At 61.3% G+C, this 25,190-nt stretch carries 20 protein-coding genes, 1 tRNA gene and 1 riboswitch; of the genes, 9 read left to right on the top strand and 12 right to left on the bottom strand.

Going from position 1 to position 25,190, the window contains the following annotated elements; all coding sequences use genetic code 11:
- Nucleotides 1-18 precede the first annotated feature (18 nt).
- The 5 genes from FHT69_RS27825 (at nucleotide 19) to FHT69_RS27805 (ending at nucleotide 5,275) form a co-directional block, all read left to right on the top strand.
- Nucleotides 19-95, top strand: a tRNA-Met gene (locus tag FHT69_RS27825).
- Between the two features lie 271 nt (nucleotides 96-366).
- Entirely contained in the window at nucleotides 367-2,895 is a 2,529-nt protein-coding gene (locus FHT69_RS27820; protein WP_047620012.1) for a methyl-accepting chemotaxis protein, read from the top strand.
- Nucleotides 2,896-3,156: 261 nt separating this feature from the next.
- Nucleotides 3,157-3,954, top strand: a complete 798-nt coding sequence (locus FHT69_RS27815) for a hypothetical protein (RefSeq protein ID WP_028759156.1) — start codon at nucleotides 3,157-3,159, stop codon at nucleotides 3,952-3,954.
- Nucleotides 3,955-4,160: 206 nt separating this feature from the next.
- The gene (locus FHT69_RS27810; RefSeq protein ID WP_183906233.1) at nucleotides 4,161-4,949 is read left to right on the top strand and encodes a DUF2092 domain-containing protein; all 789 of its coding nucleotides are present in this window, start codon (nucleotides 4,161-4,163) and stop codon (nucleotides 4,947-4,949) included.
- Nucleotides 4,946-5,275, top strand: coding sequence for a hypothetical protein (locus tag FHT69_RS27805; RefSeq protein ID WP_183906232.1), 330 nt, complete (start codon nucleotides 4,946-4,948; stop codon nucleotides 5,273-5,275). Before FHT69_RS27810 ends, FHT69_RS27805 begins: the two co-directional genes overlap by 4 nt.
- A gap of 10 nt (nucleotides 5,276-5,285) precedes the next feature.
- On the opposite strand, the gene FHT69_RS27800 is transcribed toward FHT69_RS27805, so the two are convergent.
- The 12 genes from FHT69_RS27800 to FHT69_RS27745 all read right to left on the bottom strand — a co-directional run bounded on the left by FHT69_RS27800 (nucleotide 5,286) and on the right by FHT69_RS27745 (nucleotide 19,140).
- A complete protein-coding gene (locus FHT69_RS27800; RefSeq protein WP_183906231.1) occupies nucleotides 5,286-8,468 on the bottom strand; it encodes an efflux RND transporter permease subunit in 3,183 nt (1,060 codons plus the stop codon).
- Between the two features lie 41 nt (nucleotides 8,469-8,509).
- Nucleotides 8,510-9,706 (bottom strand): efflux RND transporter periplasmic adaptor subunit, encoded by a 1,197-nt coding sequence (locus FHT69_RS27795; protein WP_028755602.1) that lies wholly within the window; start codon nucleotides 9,704-9,706, stop codon nucleotides 8,510-8,512.
- A 176-nt stretch (nucleotides 9,707-9,882) separates the two neighbouring features.
- Nucleotides 9,883-10,647, bottom strand: a complete 765-nt coding sequence (locus tag FHT69_RS27790; protein ID WP_183906230.1) for a DUF4239 domain-containing protein — start codon at nucleotides 10,645-10,647, stop codon at nucleotides 9,883-9,885.
- A 128-nt stretch (nucleotides 10,648-10,775) separates the two neighbouring features.
- Entirely contained in the window at nucleotides 10,776-11,909 is a 1,134-nt protein-coding gene (locus tag FHT69_RS27785) for a calcium:proton antiporter (RefSeq protein ID WP_047620005.1), read from the bottom strand.
- Nucleotides 11,910-12,121: 212 nt separating this feature from the next.
- Nucleotides 12,122-12,829, bottom strand: coding sequence for an SDR family NAD(P)-dependent oxidoreductase (locus FHT69_RS27780; RefSeq protein ID WP_047620003.1), 708 nt, complete (start codon nucleotides 12,827-12,829; stop codon nucleotides 12,122-12,124).
- A gap of 173 nt (nucleotides 12,830-13,002) precedes the next feature.
- Complete coding sequence (locus FHT69_RS27775) at nucleotides 13,003-13,353, bottom strand: ribbon-helix-helix domain-containing protein (protein WP_028755606.1); 351 nt, start codon at nucleotides 13,351-13,353, stop codon at nucleotides 13,003-13,005.
- A gap of 22 nt (nucleotides 13,354-13,375) precedes the next feature.
- Nucleotides 13,376-13,972: a DJ-1/PfpI family protein gene (locus FHT69_RS27770; protein ID WP_028759016.1), complete on the bottom strand. Its 597-nt coding sequence runs from the start codon at nucleotides 13,970-13,972 to the stop codon at nucleotides 13,376-13,378.
- Nucleotides 13,973-14,171: 199 nt separating this feature from the next.
- Nucleotides 14,172-14,564: a DUF779 domain-containing protein gene (locus FHT69_RS27765; RefSeq protein WP_028759017.1), complete on the bottom strand. Its 393-nt coding sequence runs from the start codon at nucleotides 14,562-14,564 to the stop codon at nucleotides 14,172-14,174.
- Nucleotides 14,565-14,619: 55 nt separating this feature from the next.
- Nucleotides 14,620-16,128, bottom strand: a complete 1,509-nt coding sequence (gene adh / locus FHT69_RS27760; protein ID WP_048338614.1) for an aldehyde dehydrogenase — start codon at nucleotides 16,126-16,128, stop codon at nucleotides 14,620-14,622.
- 167 nt (nucleotides 16,129-16,295) lie between these two features.
- Nucleotides 16,296-17,255, bottom strand: a complete 960-nt coding sequence (locus tag FHT69_RS27755) for a helix-turn-helix domain-containing protein (protein WP_028755610.1) — start codon at nucleotides 17,253-17,255, stop codon at nucleotides 16,296-16,298.
- A gap of 157 nt (nucleotides 17,256-17,412) precedes the next feature.
- Nucleotides 17,413-18,648 (bottom strand): TIGR03862 family flavoprotein, encoded by a 1,236-nt coding sequence (locus FHT69_RS27750; RefSeq protein WP_183906229.1) that lies wholly within the window; start codon nucleotides 18,646-18,648, stop codon nucleotides 17,413-17,415.
- A 69-nt stretch (nucleotides 18,649-18,717) separates the two neighbouring features.
- Nucleotides 18,718-19,140, bottom strand: a complete 423-nt coding sequence (locus tag FHT69_RS27745) for a MerR family transcriptional regulator (protein WP_028755612.1) — start codon at nucleotides 19,138-19,140, stop codon at nucleotides 18,718-18,720.
- Between the two features lie 71 nt (nucleotides 19,141-19,211).
- On the opposite strand from FHT69_RS27745, the gene FHT69_RS27740 reads away from it, so the two are divergent.
- From FHT69_RS27740 to nrdE, 4 genes are all read left to right on the top strand, one after another.
- Entirely contained in the window at nucleotides 19,212-21,479 is a 2,268-nt protein-coding gene (locus FHT69_RS27740) for a heavy metal translocating P-type ATPase (protein ID WP_183906228.1), read from the top strand.
- A gap of 239 nt (nucleotides 21,480-21,718) precedes the next feature.
- Nucleotides 21,719-21,945, top strand: a riboswitch (cobalamin riboswitch).
- Between the two features lie 280 nt (nucleotides 21,946-22,225).
- Nucleotides 22,226-22,447, top strand: coding sequence for a glutaredoxin-like protein NrdH (gene nrdH / locus FHT69_RS27735; RefSeq protein ID WP_018243700.1), 222 nt, complete (start codon nucleotides 22,226-22,228; stop codon nucleotides 22,445-22,447).
- A 13-nt stretch (nucleotides 22,448-22,460) separates the two neighbouring features.
- Nucleotides 22,461-22,865 carry a class Ib ribonucleoside-diphosphate reductase assembly flavoprotein NrdI gene (gene nrdI / locus FHT69_RS27730; protein ID WP_028755614.1) on the top strand — a complete coding sequence of 135 codons (405 nt, stop codon included), beginning with the start codon at nucleotides 22,461-22,463 and terminating at the stop codon, nucleotides 22,863-22,865.
- A complete protein-coding gene (nrdE, locus tag FHT69_RS27725) occupies nucleotides 22,844-25,048 on the top strand; it encodes a class 1b ribonucleoside-diphosphate reductase subunit alpha (protein ID WP_183906227.1) in 2,205 nt (734 codons plus the stop codon). The genes nrdI and nrdE overlap by 22 nt, the downstream gene beginning before the upstream one ends.
- Nucleotides 25,049-25,190 lie beyond the last annotated feature (142 nt).

Here is a 25,190-nt window from a genome sequence, read left to right as displayed (position 1 = left end):
TTGTGTTAAATTATATCTCGCGGGGTGGAGCAGCCCGGTAGCTCGTCAGGCTCATAACCTGAAGGCCGCAGGTTCAAATCCTGCCCCCGCAACCAAATCCCACACAGACCGCCATACACACTGATACAAAAAGCCCGCCTCGTGCGGGCTTTTGGCGTTTCCAGACGTGCGAGTTAATGCCTCAGCAGGTGTCCGCAATAGGGACAGGCGATGATCAATAGCCGATCTGCCTACATGCCCGTTCGAGTGTCTGAACCACGCGTTCGCCCCGGTAGGTCAAGCGTGCATAGTCCTCGGATCAACCCATTTATCGGTTCTTAAGCAAAGAATGACAGCTTAGCTCCAATCGGTGGTGAGGGTGCATTCGTGGTAAATGGTTTGATGTCGCGGGTTCGCATTCAGACGAAGGTGCTCGTACTTTTGGCGCCATTCGTCATTAGTCTATGCGCAGTGGGACTGACGGGGTACTACGCGTCCAGCCTTCTCGAGGGACGCATGGAGATCTCCAACCATGTTTTGCAGTCCCTGAACGGGTTCAAACATGTTTCTTCCAGCATGACCGGCTTTCTGATGAAGCCGTCGCAGGAAGCTCGTGATACCGCGCTTGCCGACGCCCGAGAGCAACTGACAAACCTGCAGCAGACGATCGAGAGGCTAAGGCCGACGACCGATGTGGGGCTTCTTGACCGGGCGCTTGATCAGTCGCAAATCATACCGCAAAAGATCGAAGCGATCTGGCAAATCGAAACGGGACAGCAGAAAATTCTGAGCGATGTGGACGCTGCTTCCGCGGCACTTCTTGACCTGCAAGGGCAGGTTGGCAAGCGCTCGTTCATGCTGATGGCCAGTGCGAAAAAGATGGAAAATGCCAACAAGAGCGGCCTGAGCAATTCCGTCTCCATCAGCGCCGCCGCCGGTATCGCGACAAAACTTCGCAATGACTATGCGAGCGTGACGACGCCGGCTGACAAAGTTGGCCTGTTAGCCAAATATGCCCCCGATTTGCAAAAGGCAAAGGAACAGCTTTCTCCTGCTGTAGGGACCGACAAACAAGCCATCGCCGCCCAGTATGCCGCTGCTGTGGATGCTGTCGCCAACGCTTCGAAGGTGTCGCCTGACACTTTGGATGTCCCAGCAACGGATGCCGCCGTCGCCGATCTTGCTGCAACTGGCGACAGTCTCAAGACGATTGGCGACGATCTGATGCGGACCTCCGTGTTGGCGCTTGCCGCGTCGGACAAAGATATCTCTCAGGCGACCAATGTCGGCAACGAACTGCGCGCCATCGTTAACAGCAATAATGAGATCCGCGTCGGCTTCGCCGAACTCGCCGGCAATCCAGACGACGCGCGAGTGAAGAAAGTCCAGCAGTCGATCTACATGTATCAGACCGAGCTCGGCCGTCTCGCCGGCGTGGTGAACGACGATCCGGTCTTTGCCGAGATTCCGAAGAAGGCTCAACCCGTCCTCGATCTGCTTGCGGCGAACGCGGCAGCGCTTTCCGAAGGTGCGGTGCGCAAACTGGCTGAGTTCGACAGCGCTGCGGGGCAGATCGACAACACCTGGAACCTGCTTGCTCAATTCGCCGAGACGCAGAGGCAAAATGCTGGGCAGGATCGTCAACAGGCCAATAGGATATCCGGAGGCGCGATTGTCATCGGCATCCTGATTGCTATGACCGCGGGTGCCGCACTGGTCGTCACCCTGAAGGGACCGATCACCCAGATTACCGCAGCGATGCGCAAGATCGCAGAGGGACGGCTCGATACCACAATCACCGGCGAGGCACGGGGCGACGAAATCGGGGAAATGGCTCGTGCGCTTTCCGTCTTCAAACAAAATGCGCTGTCGAATGTCGAAATGGAACAACAGGCCGAGATCGCGCGCAGTGATGCGGAATCTGAGCGCGCCCGCAACGAACTCCAGCGACGTAGCGCCAAGGTCCAGGTTGACGCCGCAATCGAGGCGCTTGCAGAGGGGCTCACGCGGCTGTCGCGCGGGGAGTTGAATTTTTCGATCGATACGCCCTTTGCCGCCGAACTCGACCGGATCCGCACCGATTTCAACATGTCGGTGGCGGGTCTCAGAGAGACGCTCTGCGATATCCGCGAGACGTCTTCCCTCATCAACGACAATGGCCGACAGATGGCGGAAGCCGTTGATGACCTGGCCCGTCGAACGGAGAAGCAGGCGGCTGCACTTGAGGAAACCGCAGCGGCAGTGGAGGAGATTTCTTCCGCCGTCAACACCTCGTCAGGACGGGCAGCAGCAGCGCTTGCGCTTGTCCAACGCGCCAAACAGGGCGCCGACGCCTCGGCTTCAGTGGTCCAAAACGCGGTTTCGGCCATGGGACGGATTGAGGACGCGTCGGGCAAGATCGTTCAGATTGTCAGCGCCATCGACTCCATCGCTTTCCAGACCAATCTCTTGGCCCTAAATGCGGGAGTCGAAGCGGCGAGAGCGGGTGAGGCCGGCAAGGGCTTTGCTGTCGTGGCACAGGAGGTGCGGGAGCTGGCGCAGCGATCGGCTCGTGCAGCCAAGGAAATCGGCGAGCTCATCAACAATTCCGTCCGCGAGGTTGCGTCCGGCTCTGAATTCGTCGGCCGCACCGGCGATGCGCTGATGGAGATTTCCAGCGAGATCGTCCACATCGTCGGCCATATTGAACTCATTGCCTCGTCAAGCCGCGAACAGGCAACGACACTCCATTCGATCAACGCGTCGGTCAACGATATTGATCGTATGACGCAGCAAAATGCGGCGATGGTGGAAGAGACGAATGCTGCTACCCAACAGCTATCGTCCGAGGCGCTTGCACTTACCGACATGATTGCACGCTTTCGGCTTGAAGGCCGCGAGAGCCCGGCTTCAAGAGGGTACGAGGCTGCGGCATGACGGCAGCATGTATTCGCAAAGCACTTGCTTTGAGATGCATGGTTTCCGATCAGAAAGCTGATGAGCGATACGTTTCCCTTGATCAGTTTTCAGGCGCACGATAGTTGCTAAATTAGCAATATTCTAATATACGTGGAGCCGGCGTTTTAATATTTTCGCAGCGGTAAGCAACGTCCCTCAAATTTGCGGGCGTTTATTATCCTATTCAGCAGGGCGTTCAATTTCATGAAGTAGATTAGAGATTTATAGGGGGGAGGAATAATGGGAAAATGGGGATCTTCTCTGCTGACGACTCCGCATGGAAGGCGTCGTCTTCGGTTTGCTATCTCGGGATTGCCACCGCTCTGCGCAGTGGTGCTCTTCGCAGGCGTCGCGTCCGCGCAGGCGCCGACTGAGGAGCAGCGCAATGCGATCAGGGCGGAATGCCGTTCCGATTTCATGGCGCAATGTTCCGGCGTCACGCCGGGCGGGATGGAGGCACTCACCTGCCTGCAACAGCATAGCGCCACACTTTCAGCCGGCTGTAAGAAAGCTGTGTCGGCGGTTAGCAAACCGAAGTCGACATCGGCGGAGCCGTCTCCGGCCGCGCCGGCAACCACCGGAGCGGTCACCCCGGCGCCCGCGACCGGCGCGCCGGCGCATCAGCCGACGCAGGCGCAGCGCAACGCCGTCAAATCAGCCTGCCAACGCGATTTTATGGCGCAATGTTCCGGCGTGACGCCGGGCGGCGCAGAGGCGCTCAGCTGCTTGCAGCAGCACAACGCCGCTCTGTCGGCACCGTGCCAGCAGGCCGTTGCTGCGCTCGGAGGGGCAGCCGGATCAACCCCGGCCACCGGCGGCGGCGCTGCGGCGGTCGCGACCACGCCTGCTCCTCAGGCCATGATGCCGGCCTTCTCGCCACGCGAGGAACTGATGATCCTGCGTGAAACCTGTGGATTGGACTTCCGGGCCTTGTGCCGGATGGTGCCGCTCGGCGGAGGGCGGGGTATCGCTTGCCTCCGGGACAATCTGCAACGCGTATCGCCGGCCTGCCACAGAGTGTTGACTTCGGGATTATAGCCTGGTCAGACCCCGATCTGTGAAAGCGGTAATCCGAACAGTATCGCGCTTCAGCGTCATTCGGTGAGCGCAACGCGGTAAAGACCGGCAGGTGGCCGGTCTGGCACATGCACAGTTCGCGTCTGCACACTTCATCTCCGGCCGGAATCGGTTCGGCACCTGCATATCCGATGAAATCAATGACGGCACATATGAAAGGCATTGTCATGTCATCGACTTTCTGTTTCCCGCGATTGAAGCGGATGCTTGTTTATACCTCGCTCGCTGCCGGCCTGGCGCTGCCAACGAGCGCTTGGGCGGATGATGCAAAAGCCCTGCTCAAGACGATGTCCGATTTTCTGGCGGCGCAGAAGACGATATCCTTTACCTATCAATCGTCGCTCGAAGCCGTGACGCCCGAGTTCGAGAAGCTCCAGTTCGTCAGCTCCGGGACAGCCAACCTGACCCGTCCAGACAAGCTGCGTGTCACCAGAACCGGCGGTTTTGCCGATCTCGACGTCAGTTTCGACGGTTCGTCGCTGACAGTGCATGGCAAGAACCTCGACGCCTATGCCAAGATCGATGGCAAGGGTTCGCTCGACGAACTGATCGACAGGCTTATGACCGCGGGGGTCGAAGCGCCCGGCGCCGATCTCCTGTCCTCCAACGTCTATGATGTGCTGATGTCTGAGGTGACCGATGCCAAGCACATTTCCAGTGCTTTCGTGGATGGCGTCGAATGCGCATACCTGGCCTTCCGGACGCCTGAAATCGACTGGCAGATCTGGATCCAGACCGGCTCGCAACCGATACCGCGCCGTTACGTCATCACCAGCAAGCACGTCGTCCAGGCGCCGCAATACACGCTCGAAATCAGCGATTTCAAAAGCGGCGCCGATGTCGCGGCCGTTGCCTACAGCATCGAGGTTCCGGCCAATGCGAAGACGGTCGATCTCAGCGAGCTGCAATCGCTTGATGAGCTTCCGGCGCCTGCCGATACGGGAGAGGTGAAATGACCTATAACAAGCTGTTCTTCGCTCTCGGCCTCGCCGGCGTTCTGACATTCACCGATTTTCGCATCGAGGGGCAGGGATTTCTGCCGTTGTCGATCGGCTTCGCCACGCCGGCGGGCGCCGTCATCGGCAGGCCGCTGACGCCGCTCTCTTATGCGGGCGTGGCCCGCCGGACGACGCGGCGGGTCGTCACACGCACGACGACGACCATCGCCGTGCTTCCGGCGGGCTGCCGCTATGGTCCCTATTATGGTGGCTATTATTATCGATGCGGCGCGTATTATTACGCCAAGAGCGGCAACGTTTATGTGCAGGTGATCGTCCAATAATGCTGCGCGCCTACCGGACGTTCGATATCTCCGCCTCCGTCGCGCTCGCGGCCGTGTTTGCGGTCGCTCCGCGCCGTTTCAAATATTCCTCGAGGCGCTGCAGCAGGACGTAGAAGGACGGTACGAAGAGCACGGCAAGGCAGGTCGAGGCGATCATGCCGCTGAAGACCGATATGCCGATCGACTTGCGGGCCGATGCGCCGGCGCCCGTCGCCAGCACCAGCGGCAGGACGCCGAGGATAAAGGCGAAGGACGTCATCAGAATTGGCCGGAAACGCAGCCGGGCGGCCTCGACGGCCGCATCCAGGATCTCCATGCCTTCCGCCCGCTTTTCCCGCGCATATTCGACGATGAGGATGGCGTTCTTCGATGCAAGTGCGATCAGCAGGATAAGGCCGATCTGCGTATAGAGGTTGTTGGCAACACCCGCTGCGGTGAGTGCCGCTACCGTGCCAAGAAGGGCGAGCGGCACGGCGAGTATGACCGCCAGCGGCAAGATCCAGCTTTCATACTGACCGGCGAGCACGAAATAGACGAGCAGCATGGCGAGCGCGAAGATGAAATAGATCTGCCCGCCCACGGCCTTCTCCTGATAGGAGAGCGCCGTCCACTCGAAGCCCGTGCCCGGCGGCAACGTCTGGTCGGCAATCTGTTCCATGACATCGAGCGACTGGCCGGAACTGAAGCCGGCGGCAGGGCCGCCGACGATGGTTGCTGTGGGGTAGAGATTGTAGAGGCTGATCAGGGAAGGACCTTGCGTCGTCGTGACATTGACGACCGTGCCGAGCGGCACCATCGTCCCGTCGCCGGCCTTGACCTTCAGATTGCGGATGTCTTCGGCGCTGACCCGGAAATCGGAAGCGGCTTGCGCATAGACCTGGAAGGTGCGGCCAAATTTGTTGAACTGGGTCACATAGCTCGATCCGACATAGCCGGAGAGAGCGGAAAAGACCTGGCCCACGGTAATTCCCAGCGTCTCCGCCTTGATGCGATCGACGGAAACGGCCAGCTGCGGCACGTTCGAGCGAAAAGGCGTGCTCAGCCTTTGCAGCGACGATTGGGCACTGCCGTTCCTGACGATCGTATCGGCAAGCGATTGCAGCAGCGGGTAGTCGGAAATGCCGTTCCTGATCTCGACCTGCATGGTAAAGCCGCTGGCATTGCCGACGCCCTGGATCGGAGGCGGCACGATCACCAGCGTCTTGGCCGTGAGCACGCTTTGCAGCGCGCCGTTCAGATGTTGGTAGATCGACAGCAGGTCCTGCCCCTTCTGTTTGCCGCGTTCATCCCAATCCTTCAGCACGACATAGGCGACGCCGGCATTCTGTAGGCTGGCATTGTTGTCGAGAACGGAGATGCCGCTGATGGTCAGCACCTGGTCGACGCCGGGTGTGGCTTCGGCGATCTTGCCGACCGCGTCCATGACAGCATCGGTGCGCTCCTTCGAGGCGCCGTCCGGCAATTGCGCATTGATCAGCACATAGCCTTGATCCTCGATGGGCAGGAATGCGGTCGGCAGGCGGGCGAGCCCCCAGGCGGCGACCGCGATCAGCACCAGTGCCGCGATCGCCATGATGCCGGCGTGGCGGGTCATCGATCCGATCAGCCCGGCATAGCCGCGCTCGCCTTTGTCGTAGACCTTGTTGAAGCCGCGATAAAGGATGTTGCGTTTTTCGGGCGGGACCGGTGGACGCAGCCAAAGGGCGCATTGCGTCGGTTTCAGCGTGACGGCATTGATCGCGCTGATCAGCGCGGTCGCGGCAATCACGAGGGCGAACTGCCGGTAGAGCTGCCCGGTCAGGCCGGGCAGGAAGGCGGCCGGAATGAAAACGGCCATCAGCACCAGCGTGATGCCGATGACCGGGCCGAGCAGTTCCTCCATCGCCTTCTCGGCGGCCTTTCGGCCGGACATGCCCGCCTCGATGTGCCGGGCGACACCTTCGACGATGACGATGGCATCGTCGACGACGATACCGATGGCGAGAACGATGGCAAAGAGCGTCGACAGGTTGACGGTGAAGCCCAATGCCGCCATGGCCGCGAAGGCGCCGATGATGGTGACCGGAACGGTGGTCGCCGGCACGAGCATCGCCCGCCAGTCCTGCAGGAAGACGAGAATGACGATGAGAACGAGAACGCCGGCCTCGATCAAGGTGACGTAAACCTCGTCGATGGAGGCCTCGACGAATTTCGTCGTGTCGAACGGTACATGATATTCGAGGCCCGGCGGAAAGCTCTTCGAGAGCTCTTCCATTTTCGCCCGCACGGCCTGTGCAACCGAGATCGCATTGGCTTCCGGCAGTTGGAAAATGCCGATGCCAGCCGCCGGCCTGCCGTTCTGCATGAAGGACTGGCTGTAGGTCTGGGCGCCGAGTTCGACGCGGCCGATATCGCGGATCCGGGTCACACGGCCGCCCTGTCCGCTTTCCACTTTGACGACGATATTCTCGTAGTCGGCCGCCTCGTTCAGCCGGCCATTGACGTTCAGCGTATATTGGAAGACCTGCCCCTTCGGCACCGGCGGAATGCCGATCTGGCCGGCGGCGACCTCCTGGCTCTGCTGCTGCACGACGCTGACGACATCCTGCGGGGTCAGGCCGCGCGCCTGCAGCAGGTTCGGATCCATCCAGATGCGCATGGCATATTGACCGGCGCCGAACACGGTGACGTTGCCGACACCTGGCAGGCGGGCGAGTTCATTCTGCAAGTTGATGACGGCGTAGTTCGACAGGAACAGGCTGTCATAACGGCTGTCTGGTGAGGTCAGGCTGACGAAACCGAGGATCGCCGTCGACTTCTTCTGCGTCGTCACGCCCTGAAGCTGTACCGCTTCGGGAAGCGACGACATCGCTATGGCAACGCGGTTTTGTACCAGGACCTGAGCCTGGTCGGGATCCGTGCCGATGGCAAAGGTCACGGTCAGCGAGTAAGTGCCGTCGCTGGCGCTGGTTGACTGCATGTAGAGCATGTCCTGCACGCCGTTGACCTGCTGCTCGATCGGCAGCGCCACGGTGTCGACCAGGGTCTGGGCGCTGGCGCCGGGAAAGCGCGTCGTCACTTGCACCGTCGGCGGAACGACATTCGGATATTGCGCCACGGGCAGTTGGATGAGGGCCACCGCGCCGATGAGCACGAAGACCAACGCCAGGACGTTGGCGAGTACCGGTCGCTCGATGAAGAAGCGCGAGATCATGCTGCTGTCCTCAGACGTTCAGATGAACCATGATGGCGAATTCATTGCGTGGTGGTCTTGGCCTTGGCATCGCCGGCGGCAGTTGCCGGCGGGTTCATTTCCATCTTCTCGGGCGTGACCTTGCTGCCGGGAATGGCCTGCTGGATACCTTGGGTCACCACCCAGTCGGCTGCATCGAGGCCTGACTCGATGACGCGGAGCGAACCTTCACGCTGGCCGGTCTTGACCTGCTTCTGCTCGATGACATCGTCCTTGCCGAGAACGAGCAGATAGCTGCCCAGCTGGTTCGTGCCGATCGCATCGTCGCGCACCAGCAGGGCCTTGTCGTTATGGCCGACCGGCACGCGGACCCGGACGAAGAGACCAGGCAACATGGCGCGGTCCTTGTTGTCGAACACGGCGCGCACCTGAAGCGTGCCTGTGGAGGCATCGAGCTGCGGCGATACGTAATCGAGATGGCCCTTGTGCGGATAACCTTCTTCCGTCTGCAGGCCGATTTCCGCCGGTATGGTTGGAAGGTCCGTCTGCTTGAAGGTGTGCCCCTGCTTTGCCAGGGTTTCCTTGATCGTCAACACCTGGGTTTCGCTGACGTTGAAATAGGCATAGAGCGGATCCAGCTGCACGATGCTGGCGAGTTTGGTGGGACCGGATACGCCGACCAGCGCGCCGATATCGACGAGGTGGTCGGTGACGGTGCCGTCGAAGGGGGCAAGCACTTCCGTGTATCCCAAGTTGATCGTCGCGAGCTCGAGATTGGCCTGGGCATTGAGGATGGAGGCATTCGCCTCGTCGAGCGTCGCCTTGGCGCTGTCGACTGCGGTCTGCGTGGTGACCTGTTGCTTCGACAGATTGAGCTGTCGGTCGTATTCCTGCTGCGCGCCGACCTGAGACGCCTGTTGCGAGGCGAGCGATGCCTTTGCCTGATCCAGTTGCGCCTGATAGGTGTCGCGCTCGATGCCGAAGAGCTTGGTGCCCTTCGTTACCGTCATGCCGTCCTGATAGTCGATGGATTGGATGTAGCCTTGAACGCGCGCCTCGATATCGACGGAATTGAGCGGCGCCGTGTTGCCGGTGAGCTCGAAATAGAGAGTGACCGGTTGCTGGACCGGCTGGGCGACGCGAACTGGAGGTGGTGGAGGAGCAACATAGGTGTTGCCGCTTTCCTCGCAGCCAGCAAGAATTGCCATGCCGGCGAGCGCCACAGACAGGCACAGACCCTGATACAATCTCACACGCATTGCCGCCGCCCCGATGTTGAAGAGCCCCAGTCTTCATGCGTGCCTCGGCGGAGACGACCCCTCTCCGAAAAGTTCCGGGCATGCGATATTATGTCGCGGCATTGCTAAAAATTGCAATAGCTGCTGGTGCACAATTGAACTGTGTTGGCATCGTCTTTTGGGAGACGTCAATACGACTACGGTTTCCCGAGCCGTTCGATGGCGGATTGCAGAGGGGCATCCGAAACACGGATCAGCCCGACATAGGGATTGGCCATATCCGAAACCAGAAAGATCGCGCCGGCGACGGACAGGGCGCAGACAAGCAGAATGGACAGCACCGTCGGATTGGCCGGCGCCTGCAGCCCGAAGGTCGTAAAAAGCAGCCCGAGCCAACAGACGAGAACGGCAAGGAAGGCCCAGGGTAAACCCTCCTTACCGGATTCGACCAGCAGCCAATGGGTCTCGGCCAGCATGCCGCTCACCTCAAGAGCGCGCGCCTGCAGAGAGCGCTGCACGGCATCCTTCGGCAGCAGGGATCGAAGGTCGCCCTGAACCGCTTCGATATCCTGATATTCTCCCAGCGCCTCGGCGGATGGCTCGTCGGTCGTCTCCGTCGTCCAGCCGCGGCTCAGCCGTTTCTCGATGAGTTCACGCAGCAATTGACGCGCCTTGTCGGTTTCCGGCCCGTATTGCGCCATGACGCGGTCAAGCAGGAGGACCCGCGCCGCCGCCGTTCTCATCTCCACTTCGGCATTGTCATAGCTCGACTTGGCGGATGCGATAAGAAGGCCGAGCGCCAGGGCCGACAGCGTTCCGACCACCGCGGTCGCCAGCCTGATGACATCCTTGGATTCCGCATTGAGATGATGATCCGGCAAGTGGGCGCGCACCATCAACCCGATCGATGTCGCCGTCGACAGAAAGATAAATACAAGCCCGCCAAGCAACAGTGAGCTCAAGTCCGGCCTCCGTATCGTTCACGATCCTGCAGCCACTATGATCGCCAAAATATGCAAATCTCCCGTTATCATAGCGGAAGACGGTCGAAGCTTGGAACTCTTTACTTTCCTGATCTTGCGGCCGGGCGTCATTGCTGGAAAATCAGCAGCACATAGGCCAGGAAAAGCACCAGATGGACGGCACCCTGCATGAGATGGGTGCGGCCGCTGGCAAAGGTGATGATGCTGACGGCAAGAGTGAGCAGGAGCATCACAAGATCTCCATGCTCGAGGCCGAGTGTCACGGGGTGTCCGTAAAGCTGACTGACAACAAGCATCGCCGGCACCGTCAGCCCGATCGTCGACAGCACCGAACCAAGGAAGATGTTGACGGAGCGCTGCAGATTGTTGGCGATGGACGCACGCACGGCGCTGATGGCCTCGGGCGTGGCGACGAGGACGGCCATGACAACACCGCCAAATGCGGTTGGAGCATGCAAGGTTTCGATAATGTAATCGATCGGCCGGGCAAGCTGTTCGACCAGAAAGACGACAGGACCCATGTAGGCGAAAAGCAGGATGGCATGAGGCCATACCGGCCCATGGCGAGGAGCACGTTCGCCGGGAGGTTCGTGACGGTTGCTGTCGTCGCTGAAATAGTCCCGATGGCGGCCGGCCTGAAGAAACAGAAACGTGGCGTAAAGGCCGACCGATATGATGCCCAGTATCAATTGCCGCGCCGCCGATGGATGTTGTCCGTCCGGGCCTGCAAGAAATGTCGGCATCACCAGGCTCAGGGTCGCCAGCGGTACGATGACTCCGAGATAGGCATTGGCGCCCTGCAGGTTATGCTGTTGTTCCGGTCGCCGCCATGCACCCAGCAGCAAGGACAGGCCGACCATGCCGTTCAGGATGATCATGACGACTGCAAACAGAGTATCGCGCGCAAGCGTGGGATTGTTTTCGCCGTGAAGCATGACGGCCGAAATCGCCATCACCTCGATCGAGGTGATGGCAAGCGTCAGAATGAGCGTGCCGTAAGGCTCCTTCAGCCGCTCCGCCAAGTGATCCGCGTGCCGCACTACCGACAGAGCGGAACCGAGGACGGCAGCGAACAGCCAGACAAAAACGACAGTGAACCAAAGCGGATCGGAAAGCTGTCCGAAGAGCTGCTCCTGGAAAACAAGAAACGCCAGGCTGGTCGCGACGCTGACGCCCAGGAACCATTCCTTGCGTAGCAGGCTGTTTGCGCCGACAGCGCGCAATGCCGGACCGTGCGTCATTGAAGCCACCCGTCTTCTGGCAAATGTCGCCGCAATGCGATCCCCAAGACCATTGTGTCCGTCCGCTGTCTCGCGCCCATCACGTGGGCAGGCGGAGACGAGGCTGCCTCAAGGCGAACCGAACCTCAAGCCAGATCGTGTGTCATTGACTAAAACTTGCAGGTCTCTCTCGTCTGATCATCCACTGACGGCGGCTCACGTCGCATCTTCCGTTATTCGCGGCCGGTCGCTGGGATTGCCGCGCCGGTGACGACGGCTGCGGCCGGCGAAATCAGGAAGGCGATGAGGCGGGCGATCGATTGCGGCGAGACCCAGCCGTCCGTCTTCGCATCGGGCATGGCCGCGCGGTTCTCAGGCGTGTCGATCGTCCCTGGCAGGATGCAGTTGGCGGTGACGCGGTCGTCGCGGCATTCGGCAGCGATCGCTTCGGTCAGCCGGATAACGGCGGCTTTCGAGGCGGCGTACGCGGCCTGCCTGGCGCCGGCCTTCAGTCCGGGTGCGGCAGCAACATGAACGATGCGGCCGTAGCCTGATGCCTTCATGGTCGGGAGAACCGCGGCGCTGATCGTCAGGGCGGTGCGGGCGTTTGCAGTCATCATCGTCTCCCATTGGGCAGGAGCGTCCGGTCCGACCGGCCCCATCTGGAAGCCGCCGACGGTGTTGACCAATGCGCTAACGCCGCCGAAACGCTTGACGGCCCGCGCAACAGCGGCGGCGCAGGAGGCGTAGTCGGTGAGATCGGTTCCGGCGATCGACAGAAACTCGGTGGAGGCGGGAAGAGTGGCGGCCAAGGCTTCCAGCTCGTCGCTCGAACGGTTCATGCAGACGAGTTTTGCGCCGGCGCCGGCAAGCTCACGGACAACGGCGCTGCCGAGGTTGCCGCCGGCGCCCGTGACAATCACGGCTTTCTGGTCGTTCATGATAGTTGATCTCCTGACGGTGCCGCTGCTGGACGATGCGCGCATTGTTGATCCAGGCTGCGCGCCAGCGCAAGCCCGCCGCAAGGCTTATGTCGACACGTCTTGCGGAACTGCCGGCGAGTTGCCGCGGGCAGCTTCGTCTATCATCACCCGATGGTCGTGCCGGCCGGCTGTCAGTGATATTTCGCCCGTTCGCGGCCGAGGATGACAGGCGCGTCGAGGCTTGAGATGGGACGGGTGACATCGCCCGGGATGTCGCCGGTGAGCTGGAGATCGAGATAGCGGGCGCAGCAGACTCGCAGGAAGGACGTGAAGTTTCCGAGATCATGTCCGGCATCGATCGATTCATGGTGCAGCCGGGTGATCAACTGAACGACATTCATGCCGTCGCGCCGCGCGATTTCCTCCAGCTTCGACCAGAAGAAGTTTTCCAGCCTGACGCTGGTGACCATGCCGTCGATGCGCAGCGACCGGGTGGTGCTTTCCCAGAGCCGTGCATCCGCCTTGATGAAGAGTTCACACATGTCGTCCTCCCGTGCCGCCTTTTTAGGCGGCGTTGGTTTCCAACAGGGCTGCGGCATCCAGCACAGCCATGAACTGGCGTAGCCATGAGGGATGCGCCGGCCAGGCCGGCGCCGTAACCAGATTGCCGTCCGAGACCGCATCGCTGATGGCGATGTCGGCATAGATGCCGCCGGCAAGTTCGACTTCCGGCCGGCAGGCGGGATAGGCTGAGCAGGTGCGGCCCTTCAGCACGCCGGCAGCGGCAAGCAGCTGCGCGCCATGGCAGATGGCGGCGACGGGTTTTCCGGCGTCGAAGAAATGGCGGACGGATTTGATGACGTCGGCATTGAGGCGCAGATATTCAGGTGCGCGGCCGCCGGGGATGACGAGCGCATCGTAATCTTCGGCCCGCACGCTGTCGAAAGTGGCGTTCAGCGCAAAATTGTGGCCGCGTTTTTCGGAATAGGTCTGGTCGCCCTCGAAATCGTGGATGGCGGTAGCGACGGTCTCACCGGCCTTTTTGCCGGGGCAGACGGCGTCGACCGTATAGCCGCAGGCAAGCAGCGTCTGGAACGGCACCATCGTTTCGTAATCTTCGGTGAAATCACCCGTAATCATCAGGATCTTTGAGGCTGGCATCGTTTCCTCCCTTTGAAACCAACAGGCGGAGAGTAGCAAAGCGCGAGAGGCAGAGGGTACTATGGGAATACTACAGACGAAATTCCCTGGAACAGGATGATTTTAGGTCCGGTTGGCCCACAATCTGAATCCCGTTCTAAATTAGCTAGTTAGAGGATGATGTCGCCCGAAAGCCGCTTACACTTTTCGGCATCATGCTCTAGACGGACCTTACTGTCACATCCGGGATGGCGCAGGCCTCGCCGCCGCCGAGGAGGCGGGAGCGGGTGAGGAAGCGCTTCTCGCGGCCGTTGTCGAGCGAGAACATGCCGCCGCGGCCGGGCACGACGTCGATGATCAGCTGCGTATGCTTCCAAGCCTCGAACTGGCTGGCGCTGATATAGACCGGCACGCCGCCGATCTCGCCAAGCTTGACGTCGCTGTCGCCGATCATGAAGTCATCGGCGGGATAACACATCGGCGAGGAACCGTCACAGCAGCCGCCGGACTGGTGGAAGAGGATATCGGGATGATCCCGCCTGATCTCGCCGATCAGAGCGAGTGCCGCGTCGGTTGCAAGAACACGCGGTTCGCCGTTGACGGTCGTTTCCATTGTTCTTCCTCCGAAGTTTCGGGAGGGGTTTGAGACCCTCCCGCCATGTTGCATCTCAGAAGAAGCCAAGGGCTTTCGGGCTGTAGCTCACCAGCATGTTCTTGGTCTGCTGGTAGTGGTCGAGCATCATCTTGTGGGTTTCGCGGCCGATCCCCGATTGCTTGTAGCCGCCGAAGGCGGCATGGGCCGGGTAAGCGTGGTAGCAATTGGTCCAGACGCGGCCGGCCTGGATCTCGCGGCCGAAACGGTAGCAGCGATTGGCGTCTCGGCTCCAGACACCGGCGCCGAGGCCGTAGAGCGTGTCGTTGGCGATTTCGAGCGCCTCCTTCTCGTTCTTGAAGGTCGTGACCGAAACCACCGGTCCGAAGATCTCCTCTTGGAAGACGCGCATCTTGTTGTGGCCCTTGAAGATCGTCGGCTTGACGTAATAGCCGTTCGCCAGTTCGCCGCCGAGATCGTTGCGCGAGCCGCCGGTCAGAACCTCCGCACCTTCCTGCTTGCCGATATCAAGATAGGCGAGGATCTTTTCCAGTTGCTCCGACGAAGCCTGGGCGCCGATCATCGTCGCGCTGTCGAGTGGGTTGCCCTGCTTGATCGCCTCGACGCGTTTGACGGCCTTTTCCATGAAGCGGTCGTAGATCGATTCCTGGACGAGGGCGCGGCTCGGGCAGGTGCAGACTTCTCCCTGGTTGAGGGCAAACATCGCAAAGCCTTCGAGCGCCTTGTCGAGGAAGTCGTCGTCATCAGCCATCACATCGGCGAAAAAGATGTTCGGCGATTTGCCGCCGAGCTCCAGCGTCACCGGAATGAGGTTCTGGCTGGCATATTGCATGATCAGCCGGCCGGTCGTCGTCTCGCCGGTGAAGGCGATCTTGGCGATGCGGGGGCTGGTCGCCAGCGGCTTGCCGGCTTCGAGGCCGAAGCCATTGACGATGTTGAGCACGCCGGGCGGCAGGAGATCACCGACGAGTTCGGCCCAGAGCAGGATCGAGGCAGGCGTCTGCTCGGCGGGCTTCAGGACGACGCAGTTGCCGGCGGCAAGCGCCGGAGCGAGTTTCCAGGTGGCCATCAGGATCGGGAAATTCCAGGGAATGATCTGGCCGACGACGCCGAGCGGTTCGTGGAAGTGATAGGCGATGGTATCATGGTCGATCTCGCCGATCGAACCTTCCTGAGCGCGGATGCAGGAAGCGAAATAGCGGAAGTGGTCGATCGCCAGCGGAATGTCGGCCGCCATGGTTTCGCGGATCGGCTTGCCGTTGTCCCAGGTCTCGGCCTGGGCAAGCAATTCCAGCTTGTCTTCCATGCGCTGGGCGATCTTCATGAGGATATTGGAGCGCTCGGCAGCAGAGGTGCGGCCCCATTTTTCCTTGGCCGCATGGGCAGCGTCGAGCGCAAGATTGATGTCTTTTTCATTCGAGCGGGGAATGTCGCAGAGCTTGCCGCCGGTGACGGGCGTAACGTTTTCGAAGTATTTGCCTTCGATCGGCTCACGCCATTCGCCGCCGATATAGTTGCCGTATTTCAGTTTGAACGGCGACTCGACGATTTTCTGATGAAGCATGTCATCCTCCCTTGATGATCCAGGTTCCCAAGCGAACCAGTGGGAGGAAAATGAATATGTTTTGGCGCAGGGACTAGGGTGGGTCTTCCATACCGCAGTGCACAGTGTCGCAGAGCTGCGACAGCATCGGGTCGCGAGTGCCGCAGCGGCGGAACCCTTGAGGCTGATCAGTGGAGATCGAGCTTCTTCATCTTCCTGTGCAGCGTAGCGCGGCTGATGCCGAGCGCGGTCGCCGCCCGTGAGACGTTGCCGCCGGCGCGCGACAGCGCCCGAAGCAGCGCTGCCTTCTCCGCCTCGATGATCTCATCCTGCTGCGAGACGCCAGCCTCATGCAGGGCATCGGCGGCCGGAATGCCGGCGGCGATGCGTCTGTCGTCCAGCTGCAACGCGATGCGGGCGGCGCGCGTCGCGCCGAGCACCAGATCGTGCCTGTCGACGGCGAGCAGAGCGGCGGCGGAATTGGCGCCGGCCGGGACCATGAGGAAACGGGCGCCTGTAAAGGCCGAACGGAAGAGGTTGAGCTCGATGCGCATCGCCGCATCGCGCACGGTTTGCGTCAGGATCGCCAGCGTCATCTCGTTGACGTCTTCGCGGCAGGTGGAGATATCAAGCGCCGCGGCTAGCCGGCCACGATGATCGCGGATCGGCGCCGTCGTGCAGCTGAGGCTGGTGTTCGAGCAGAAAAAATGCTGATCGCGGAATATGGCGACGGCACGCTCGTCTGCAAGTGCGGTGCCGATGCCGTTGGTGCCGATGCTCGCCTCTGTCCAGATCGAGCCGGTCCAGAGGCCGAGTTCGCGGAATTCCTTGTCGTCGCCGGCAGCTCCCCGGCGCTCCAGCGCGATGCCGTTCTTGTCGGTCAGAAGCAGGCAGCAGCCGGCTTTGCCGACGGTGGTAAAGAGACGATCGAGCTCTCCCGTCGCGCTGGCGATCAGCTGTTCGGATTGCTCGCGTGCATTGCGGAATTCCTGATCGGTAAGGCGCAGCGGTGCCCGTTCGTCCTCGGGCGCGAGCTGGTGCATGGTCATGCATCGACGCCATGAGGCGACGACCGGAGAACTGGCTGCGGCGGAATCGCGCTGGGCAGACGTGTAGACGTGCTCGGCGTGCGCTGAGTGTTCGTGCATCGGCTCCTCCCACCGAAGTTCAGCATAGTCTGATGGAAAAGCGGCCGGTTTGCAATTGCAAGTGTCGACGGCCATCCCCCCTTCGCCCCGGCAATCAGGGCACAATGCTGGAAAGCGTCAGCGATCTTTGCACGACATCATCCGTCATTTCATTGATCTAGATCCGGTTCGAGATCATCGGCATCGACCGCAACAGCCAGGCCTCGATGCCGCGCGCGGCCGCCCGGCCGGTCGCCAGGCAGGCGGTGAGAAGATAACCGCCTGTCGGTGCTTCCCAGTCGAGCATTTCGCCGGCGACGAAGGTGCCCGGCAGCGCCTTCAACATGTAGCCTTCGTCGATGCCGCTCCAACAGATGCCGCCGGCCGAGGAGATCGCTTCGGCGATCGGGCGGGTTTCGATCACCGGCACCGGCAGGGCCTTGATCAGGCCGGCCAGGCGTTCGGGATCTGTCCGGTCGCGCTCGGGCGCGAATTCGCGCAGCAGCGCGGCCTTGACGCCGTCGAGGCCGGCGCTCTTGCGCAGGCGGTTTGAAAAGCTGGATTTGGGGTCCTGCCGCGCAAGATCGTGGCGCAGCCTTTCGATGGTGCGGCCGGGTGCGAGATCGAGCGTCAGGACGGCGCTGCCATGGTTCAGCAGTTGGTCGCGGAGGCTGGCGGTATGGGCATAGATCAGGCTGCCCTCGATGCCGCTTCCGGTGATGACGAATTCGCCGGGAAGGGTGCCGGCCTCGGAGGTTGCGGTGACCGATTTCACCGGCTCGCCGGCGAAACGCTCGCCGAAGTTTTTGCTCCAGTCGACGACGAAGCCGCAATTGGCGGGTTTGAAAGCCTCGATCTCAACGCCCCTTGCCGATAACAAGGGTAGCCAGCTTGCATCGGAGCCGAGGCGCGGCCAGCTTGCGCCACCGAGCGCCAGCAGGGCTGCGTCACAACGGATGATGCTGCGCCCTTCGGGCGTTTCGAAGACATAGCCGTCTTCAGCAAAACCGATCCAGCGATGGCGCGTGCGCAGCGTGACGCCCTGTGCTTCCAGCCGCCTGAGCCAGGCGCGCAGCAAAGGCGAGGCCTTCATCACCTTCGGGAAAACCCGGCCGGATGAGCCGACGAAGGTCTCGGTCCCGAGGCCTGCGGCCCAATCCCTGATATCATCTGGGGTAAAGGCATCAAGGGCGGCGCGTAGATGGACGGAGGCGGGGCCGAAACGCGTGGCGAAACGGGCATAATCCTCGGAATGGGTGATGTTGAGACCGGATTTGCCGGCCAGCAGGAACTTGCGGGCGAAGGTCGGCATGGCGTCGTAGACCGTCACCGCATGACCGGAACGGGAAAGCAGTTCGGCAGCCGCGAGACCCGCCGGGCCGCCGCCGATGATGGCAATCCGCTTCTGGTTCATAGAGGTCTTCGCCCGATTCTGTCTGCATTGAGTTTTGGCGCGGGCGCGGATCGCCTGCAAGGGCTGAGATCAGTGGTGCGGATGCGTGCACTGGCCGTGGTCGGCGAGAACCTCGATGACGCGGCATTGATCGACGCGGCCGTGGCCGCAGCCTTCCACCATGGTTTCCAGCTCGGCCTTCAGCGCCTTCAGGCTGCGGATGCGCTGCTCGACCTCGATGAGGCGGGCCTTGGCGATGGCGTCGGCCGAGGCGCAGGACTGGTGCGGATCATCCTGCAGGGTGAGCAGCGTGCGGATCGCCTCGATCTCGAAGCCGAGTTCGCGGGCGTGGCGGATGAAGGCGAGGCGGCTGACATCGGCCGGTTCGAAGGAGCGCTGGTTGCCCTCGCTGCGGCTCGGGGCGGCGAGCAGGCCAATGCTTTCATAGTAACGCACTGTCGGCACCTTGACGCCGCTTTGGCGCGCGGCTTCGCCGATCGTGATCTTTTTCATGATTTTCCTCTTGCACCTCTAGTCGCTAGAGGATGTAGGAGGGATGCTTCTGTTTGACAAGGAAGCGGATCATGGCTGAGAGCGAGACACGATACCGGGTCGGCGGCATGGATTGCGCCGCCTGCGCAACCAAGATCGATACCGCGGTCAGACGCGTGGCGGGTGTCGCCGATGTTTCCGTTTCGGTGATGGCGGGCACGATGACCGTCCGGCATGACGGCAGCAGCGATCTCAAGGCGATCGAGAAGAAGGTGACAGGGCTCGGCTATTCCGTCGCGCCGCTTGCCGGAAGCGCGGCACCCGCGCAGGAAAACGGTGCGCGGCATCGTCACGACCATCAGCATGACCATGGTGATCACGCGGGCCATGACCATGACCATGACCATGACGGCCATGATCATGTAAGTCATGACCACTCGCACGATCATGGCGCGAAGGAAATCGAGGGCCTGCACGGGCACGACCATGCGCCGATGGCCGGTCCCTGGTGGCAGAGCCGGAAGGGCCGGCTGACCATCCTTTCGGGTGTCGCACTCGTTGCCGCCTATGCCGTCGGCCATCTGGTGCCGGCGATTGGTTCTTACGCCTTCATCGTCGCCGTGCTGGTCGGCCTGGTGCCGATTGCACGGCGCGCCGTCATGGCCGCTTTCTCGGGAACACCGTTTTCGATCGAGATGCTGATGACCATCGCCGCCGTTGGCGCCGTCATCATCAATGCCGGCGAGGAGGCGGCAACCGTCGTGTTCCTGTTCCTCGTCGGCGAGCTGCTGGAAGGGGTGGCGGCGGGCAAGGCGCGCCAAAGCATCCAGTCGCTGGCGGCCCTGGTGCCGAAGAATGCGCTGCTCGAAGACAATGGCCAGACGCGGGAAGTGCCGGCGGAAAGCCTTGCCGTCGGCGCCGTCATCATGGTGCGTCCGGGGGACCGGATCTCGGCGGACGGCATCATTGTTTCCGGCGAGAGTGCGATCGACGAGGCGCCGGTGACGGGTGAGAGCACGCCGGTGCGCAAGGGTGTCGATGCCGTTGTTTTTGCCGGCACGGTGAATGGCGATGTGCTGCTCCGGGTTCGCGTCACGGCGGCGGCGGCCGACAATACCATCGCCCGAGTCGTCAAGCTGGTGGAGGAGGCGCAGGAATCGAAGGCGCCGACCGAGCGTTTCATCGACCGCTTCTCGCACTATTACACGCCCGGCGTGGTCGTGGTCGCAGCATTGGTTGCCATCGTTCCGCCGCTGCTGTTCGGCGGGTCGTGGGGCGAATGGATCTATAAGGGTCTCGCCATCCTGCTGATCGGCTGCCCCTGCGCGCTTGTCATCTCGACGCCGGCGGCAATCGCCGCTGCGCTTTCGGCGGGGGCGCGGCGCGGGCTGCTGATGAAGGGCGGCGCGGTGCTGGAAACGCTCGGCAAGGTGACGATGGTCGCCTTCGACAAGACAGGCACGCTGACCGAGGGCAGGCCACAGGTGACCGACATCATTTCCTTCGGATTGAAGGAGGCGCAGGTGTTGTCGCGCGCGGCGGTGCTGGAGCAGGGATCCAGCCATCCCTTGGCCCTGGCTATCCTCAACCGCGCCAAGGCGGACGGCGTTCCCGTGCCGCCAGCCTTTGAGCTGGAAGCGCTGCCGGGCAAGGGTGTCAGCGGCAAGGTCGGCGGCGAGACGCTGGACCTGTTGTCGCCGCCGGCTGCCCGTGCGCTCGGGGCGCTCAGCGCGGAGCAGGATGCACGCATCACGGCGCTCAACGACGAGGGCAAGAGCGTATCGGTGCTGCTTGTCAACGGTATCGCGGCCGGCCTGATCGCCATGCGCGACGAGCCGCGCGAGGATGCCGAGGCCGGGCTCGCTAGCCTCAAATCGGCAGGCGTCAAGGCGATGATGCTGACGGGCGACAACAAGCGGACGGCGGCAGCCGTGGCCGGCATGCTCGGCATCGACTGGCTCGGGGAGATGATGCCTGAGGACAAGCAGCGTGTCGTCGGCGAATTGAAGCGCCAGGGCTTGATCGTCGCCAAGGTCGGCGACGGCATCAACGATGCTCCGGCGCTGGCCGCTGCCGATATCGGCATCGCCATGGGCGGCGGCACCGATGTGGCACTGGAGACCGCGGATGCCGCCGTGCTGCACGGACGCGTCGGCGACGTGGCGCGGATGATCGAACTTTCCAAACGCACGATGGGCAACATCCTGCAGAACATCAGCATCGCGCTGGGGCTGAAGGCGGTGTTCCTGGTGACGACGATCATGGGCATTACCGGGCTCTGGCCGGCGATCCTCGCCGATACCGGTGCCACCGTGCTGGTGACGATCAACGCGCTGCGGCTGCTTCGGATAAAGATATAAGCATTCCCCGACTTCATCCTCCGGCGCCCGTCACCGGCGGGATGTCCCATCGACGATTCGGGCCTGATCTCGAACCGAAATCTTTGGACCGGTCATAGGTCGGCTCCCCTCGTGGGGCTTCTCCACAGCCTGCTGTCTTTAAGCTTTGGTTATCCATGTTCTTCACAGGAATGTAGCGATTTCAAACCTGTCGTAACGCAATGCACAAACCATCCGTTGACGCGAATTTGGATTGGCGTACTATATCTAGTGTTCGAGGTTCCATCGATTCGTAGGGAGCGATGGCTAAGACGGGAATACGGTGCGTTTCGCCATGACGGCGCAACAACGCCGGAGCTGCCCCCGCAACTGTGAGCGGAGAGCAACTGTCCGATTTCAGGTCACTGAGGCATGAGGCCTTGGGAAGGCTGGGGCAGGGTGCTTTGACCCGTGAGCCAGGAGACCTGCCTCGAACAAAACGTCCACGGGCGGGGTGTCCGGAAGGTCGCGTTTGCATGGCTGCGGGGATCTCCGCATCGCGTTGCGCAGGCCCGAACCTCCGCCCCTGAAACCTTCGCATTGAGCCACTTCGGGGTGAAGTCATGTCAGTATCTCAATTCAGGCCGCCACCCGCGCAATATAAAGGGCACGTCGCGCCCGGCGGCTGAACGAGCCGCATAGCTGCAAAATACAGAGCCTTTTCGACGGATATCGAGAGATTTCCGATCGATGTCCTGCGTCCCAATCGCGTCGTCACGAGGAATACTATGACCATTACCGTCTACAGCAAGCCTGCCTGCGTCCAGTGCACTGCCACCTACCGCGCCCTCGACCGTCTGGGTGTCGATTATGACATCGTCGATATCTCGCAGGATGCCGAAGCGCTCGATCGGGTCCGCAGCCTCGGCTACATGCAGGCGCCTGTCGTCATCGCCGGCGAGCAGCACTGGGCGGGCTTCCGCCCCGACATGATCAGCGCGCTCTCCTGAGTGAGGACAAGCGGTGGGGTTGATCGTCTATTATTCCAGCCGATCCGAAAATACCCATCGGTTCGTCGCCAAGCTCGGACTGCGCGCGGCGCGCATTCCGACCGGTGGCGTTGACGCGTTCCATATCCACGAACCCTTCGTGCTTGTTGTGCCGACTTATAGCGGCGACGGCGGCAAGGGTGCCGTTCCCAAGCAGGTGATCCGTTTCTTGAACGATGCGGAAAACCGAGGACACATCCGCGGCGTGATCGCCGCGGGCAACAGCAATTTCGGCGAGACATACGGGCTCGCCGGCGACGTGGTCTCGCGGAAATGCCTGGTGCCGTATCTCTACAGGTTCGAGCTCATGGGCACGGAAGACGACGTCGCCAACGTCAAACACGGGATGGAACGATTTTGGACACGGGAACAACTCTGACGCGGGATGCGGGCGCAAAACCGCATAACACTTTTGCTCATCCCGCCGGCGAACGCCCTTTGAAAGCGGCGGAAACGCTCGACTATCACGCGCTGAACGCCATGCTGAACCTCTATGACGAGGATGGGCGGATCCAGCTCGACAAGGATCGTTTGGCGGCCAAGCAGTATTTCCTGCAGCATGTGAACCAGAACACGGTGTTCTTTCACAATCTGAGGGAAAAGCTCGATTACCTCGTGACCGAGGGTTATTACGAGCAGGAGGTTCTCGACCAGTATTCCTTCAATTTCGTGCGAGACCTGTTCGACCAGGCCTATGCCAGGAAATTCCGTTTCCCGACCTTCCTCGGCGCCTTCAAATATTACACCAGCTATACGCTGAAGACCTTCGACGGAAAGCGCTATCTCGAGCGCTACGAGGACCGCATCTGCATGGTGGCGCTGGCGCTTGCGCGCGGCGACGAGGGCCTTGCCCGCGACATGGTGGACGAGATCATTTCCGGCCGTTTCCAGCCGGCGACGCCGACCTTCCTCAATGCCGGCAAGAAGCAGCGCGGAGAGCTGGTTTCCTGCTTCCTGCTGCGCGTCGAGGACAATATGGAATCGATCGGCCGGTCGATCAATTCGGCGCTGCAATTGTCGAAGCGCGGCGGCGGCGTGGCGCTGTCGCTGACCAATATCCGCGAGGCCGGCGCGCCGATCAAGCAGATCGAGAACCAGTCGTCTGGCATCATCCCGGTGATGAAGCTGCTCGAAGACAGTTTTTCCTATGCCAACCAGCTCGGGGCGCGGCAGGGCGCGGGTGCGGTCTATCTCAACGCCCATCACCCCGACATCATGCGCTTCCTCGATACCAAGCGTGAAAATGCCGACGAGAAGATCCGCATCAAGACGCTGTCGCTCGGCGTCGTCGTGCCCGACATCACCTTCGAGCTCGCCAAGAACAATGAAGACATGTACCTGTTCTCGCCCTATGACGTGGAACGCGTCTATGGCGCGCCTTTCACCGAGATTTCGGTGACGGAAAAGTACCGCGAGATGGTGGCGGATGCCCGCATTTCAAAGAAGAAGATCAAGGCGCGCGAATTCTTCCAGGTGCTTGCCGAAATCCAGTTCGAGAGCGGCTACCCCTATATCATGTTCGAGGACACGGTGAACCGGGCGAACCCGATCGCCGGACGCATCTCGATGAGCAATCTCTGCTCGGAGATCCTGCAGGTGAGCGAGGCGAGCGACTATAACGACGACCTCTCCTACAAACATCTCGGCAAGGATATTTCCTGCAATCTCGGCTCGTTGAACATCGCTGCGGCCATGGATTCGGCCGATTTCGGCAAGACGATCGAGACGTCGATCCGGGCGCTGACGGCCGTTTCCGACATGAGCCACATTTCCTCGGTTCCCTCGATCGAGAAGGGCAATGACGAGAGCCATGCGATCGGCCTTGGCCAGATGAACCTGCACGGCTATCTCGCCCGCGAACGCATCTTCTACGGCTCGGAGGAAGGCGTCGATTTCACCAACATCTATTTCTATACGGTCACCTATCACGCGATCCGCGCCTCGAACCTCTTGGCGGTCGAACGCGGCACAAGCTTCAAGGGCTTCGAGAATTCGAAATATGCTTCCGGCGACTATTTCGACAAATATACCGACCAGCTCTGGGAGCCGGCGACGGAGAAGGTCAGGGCGCTGTTCGAGACGGCGGGCATCCATATTCCGACAAGGGAAGACTGGGCCGCGCTGAAGAAGGCGGTCATGGCCTCCGGCCTCTATAACCAGAACCTGCAGGCGGTGCCGCCGACAGGCTCGATCTCCTACATCAACCACTCGACCTCCTCGATCCACCCGATCGTCTCGAAGATCGAAATTCGCAAGGAAGGCAAGATCGGCCGCGTCTATTATCCGGCACCGTTCATGACCAACGACAATCTCGATTATTATCAGGATGCCTACGAGATCGGACCGGAGAAGATCATCGACACCTATGCGGCGGCGACCCAGCATGTCGACCAGGGGCTGTCGCTGACCTTGTTCTTTCGCGACACGGCGACGACGCGCGATATCAACAGGGCGCAGATCCATGCCTGGAAGAAGGGCATCAAGACGATCTACTACATCCGCCTTCGCCAAATGGCGCTGTCCGGCACTGAGGTGCAGGGCTGTGTGTCTTGTACGCTGTGAGTTGATTTCGGCCGCGAGCCTTTAAGCAAATGGCCCCCTCATCCGCCTGCCGGCACCTTCTCCCCGATGGGGAGAAGACATTTGCGGCAGGCGCGACATCCCCTCTCCCCTGGGGGAGAGGGCAGGGTGAGGGGGCTCCGAG

Source organism: Rhizobium sp. BK008 (assembly GCF_014197345.1).
GTDB classification, from domain to species: domain Bacteria; phylum Pseudomonadota; class Alphaproteobacteria; order Rhizobiales; family Rhizobiaceae; genus Rhizobium; species Rhizobium anhuiense.
Note: the sequence above shows the minus strand (reverse complement) of the source record. Positions and strands in the feature narration are given on the sequence as shown.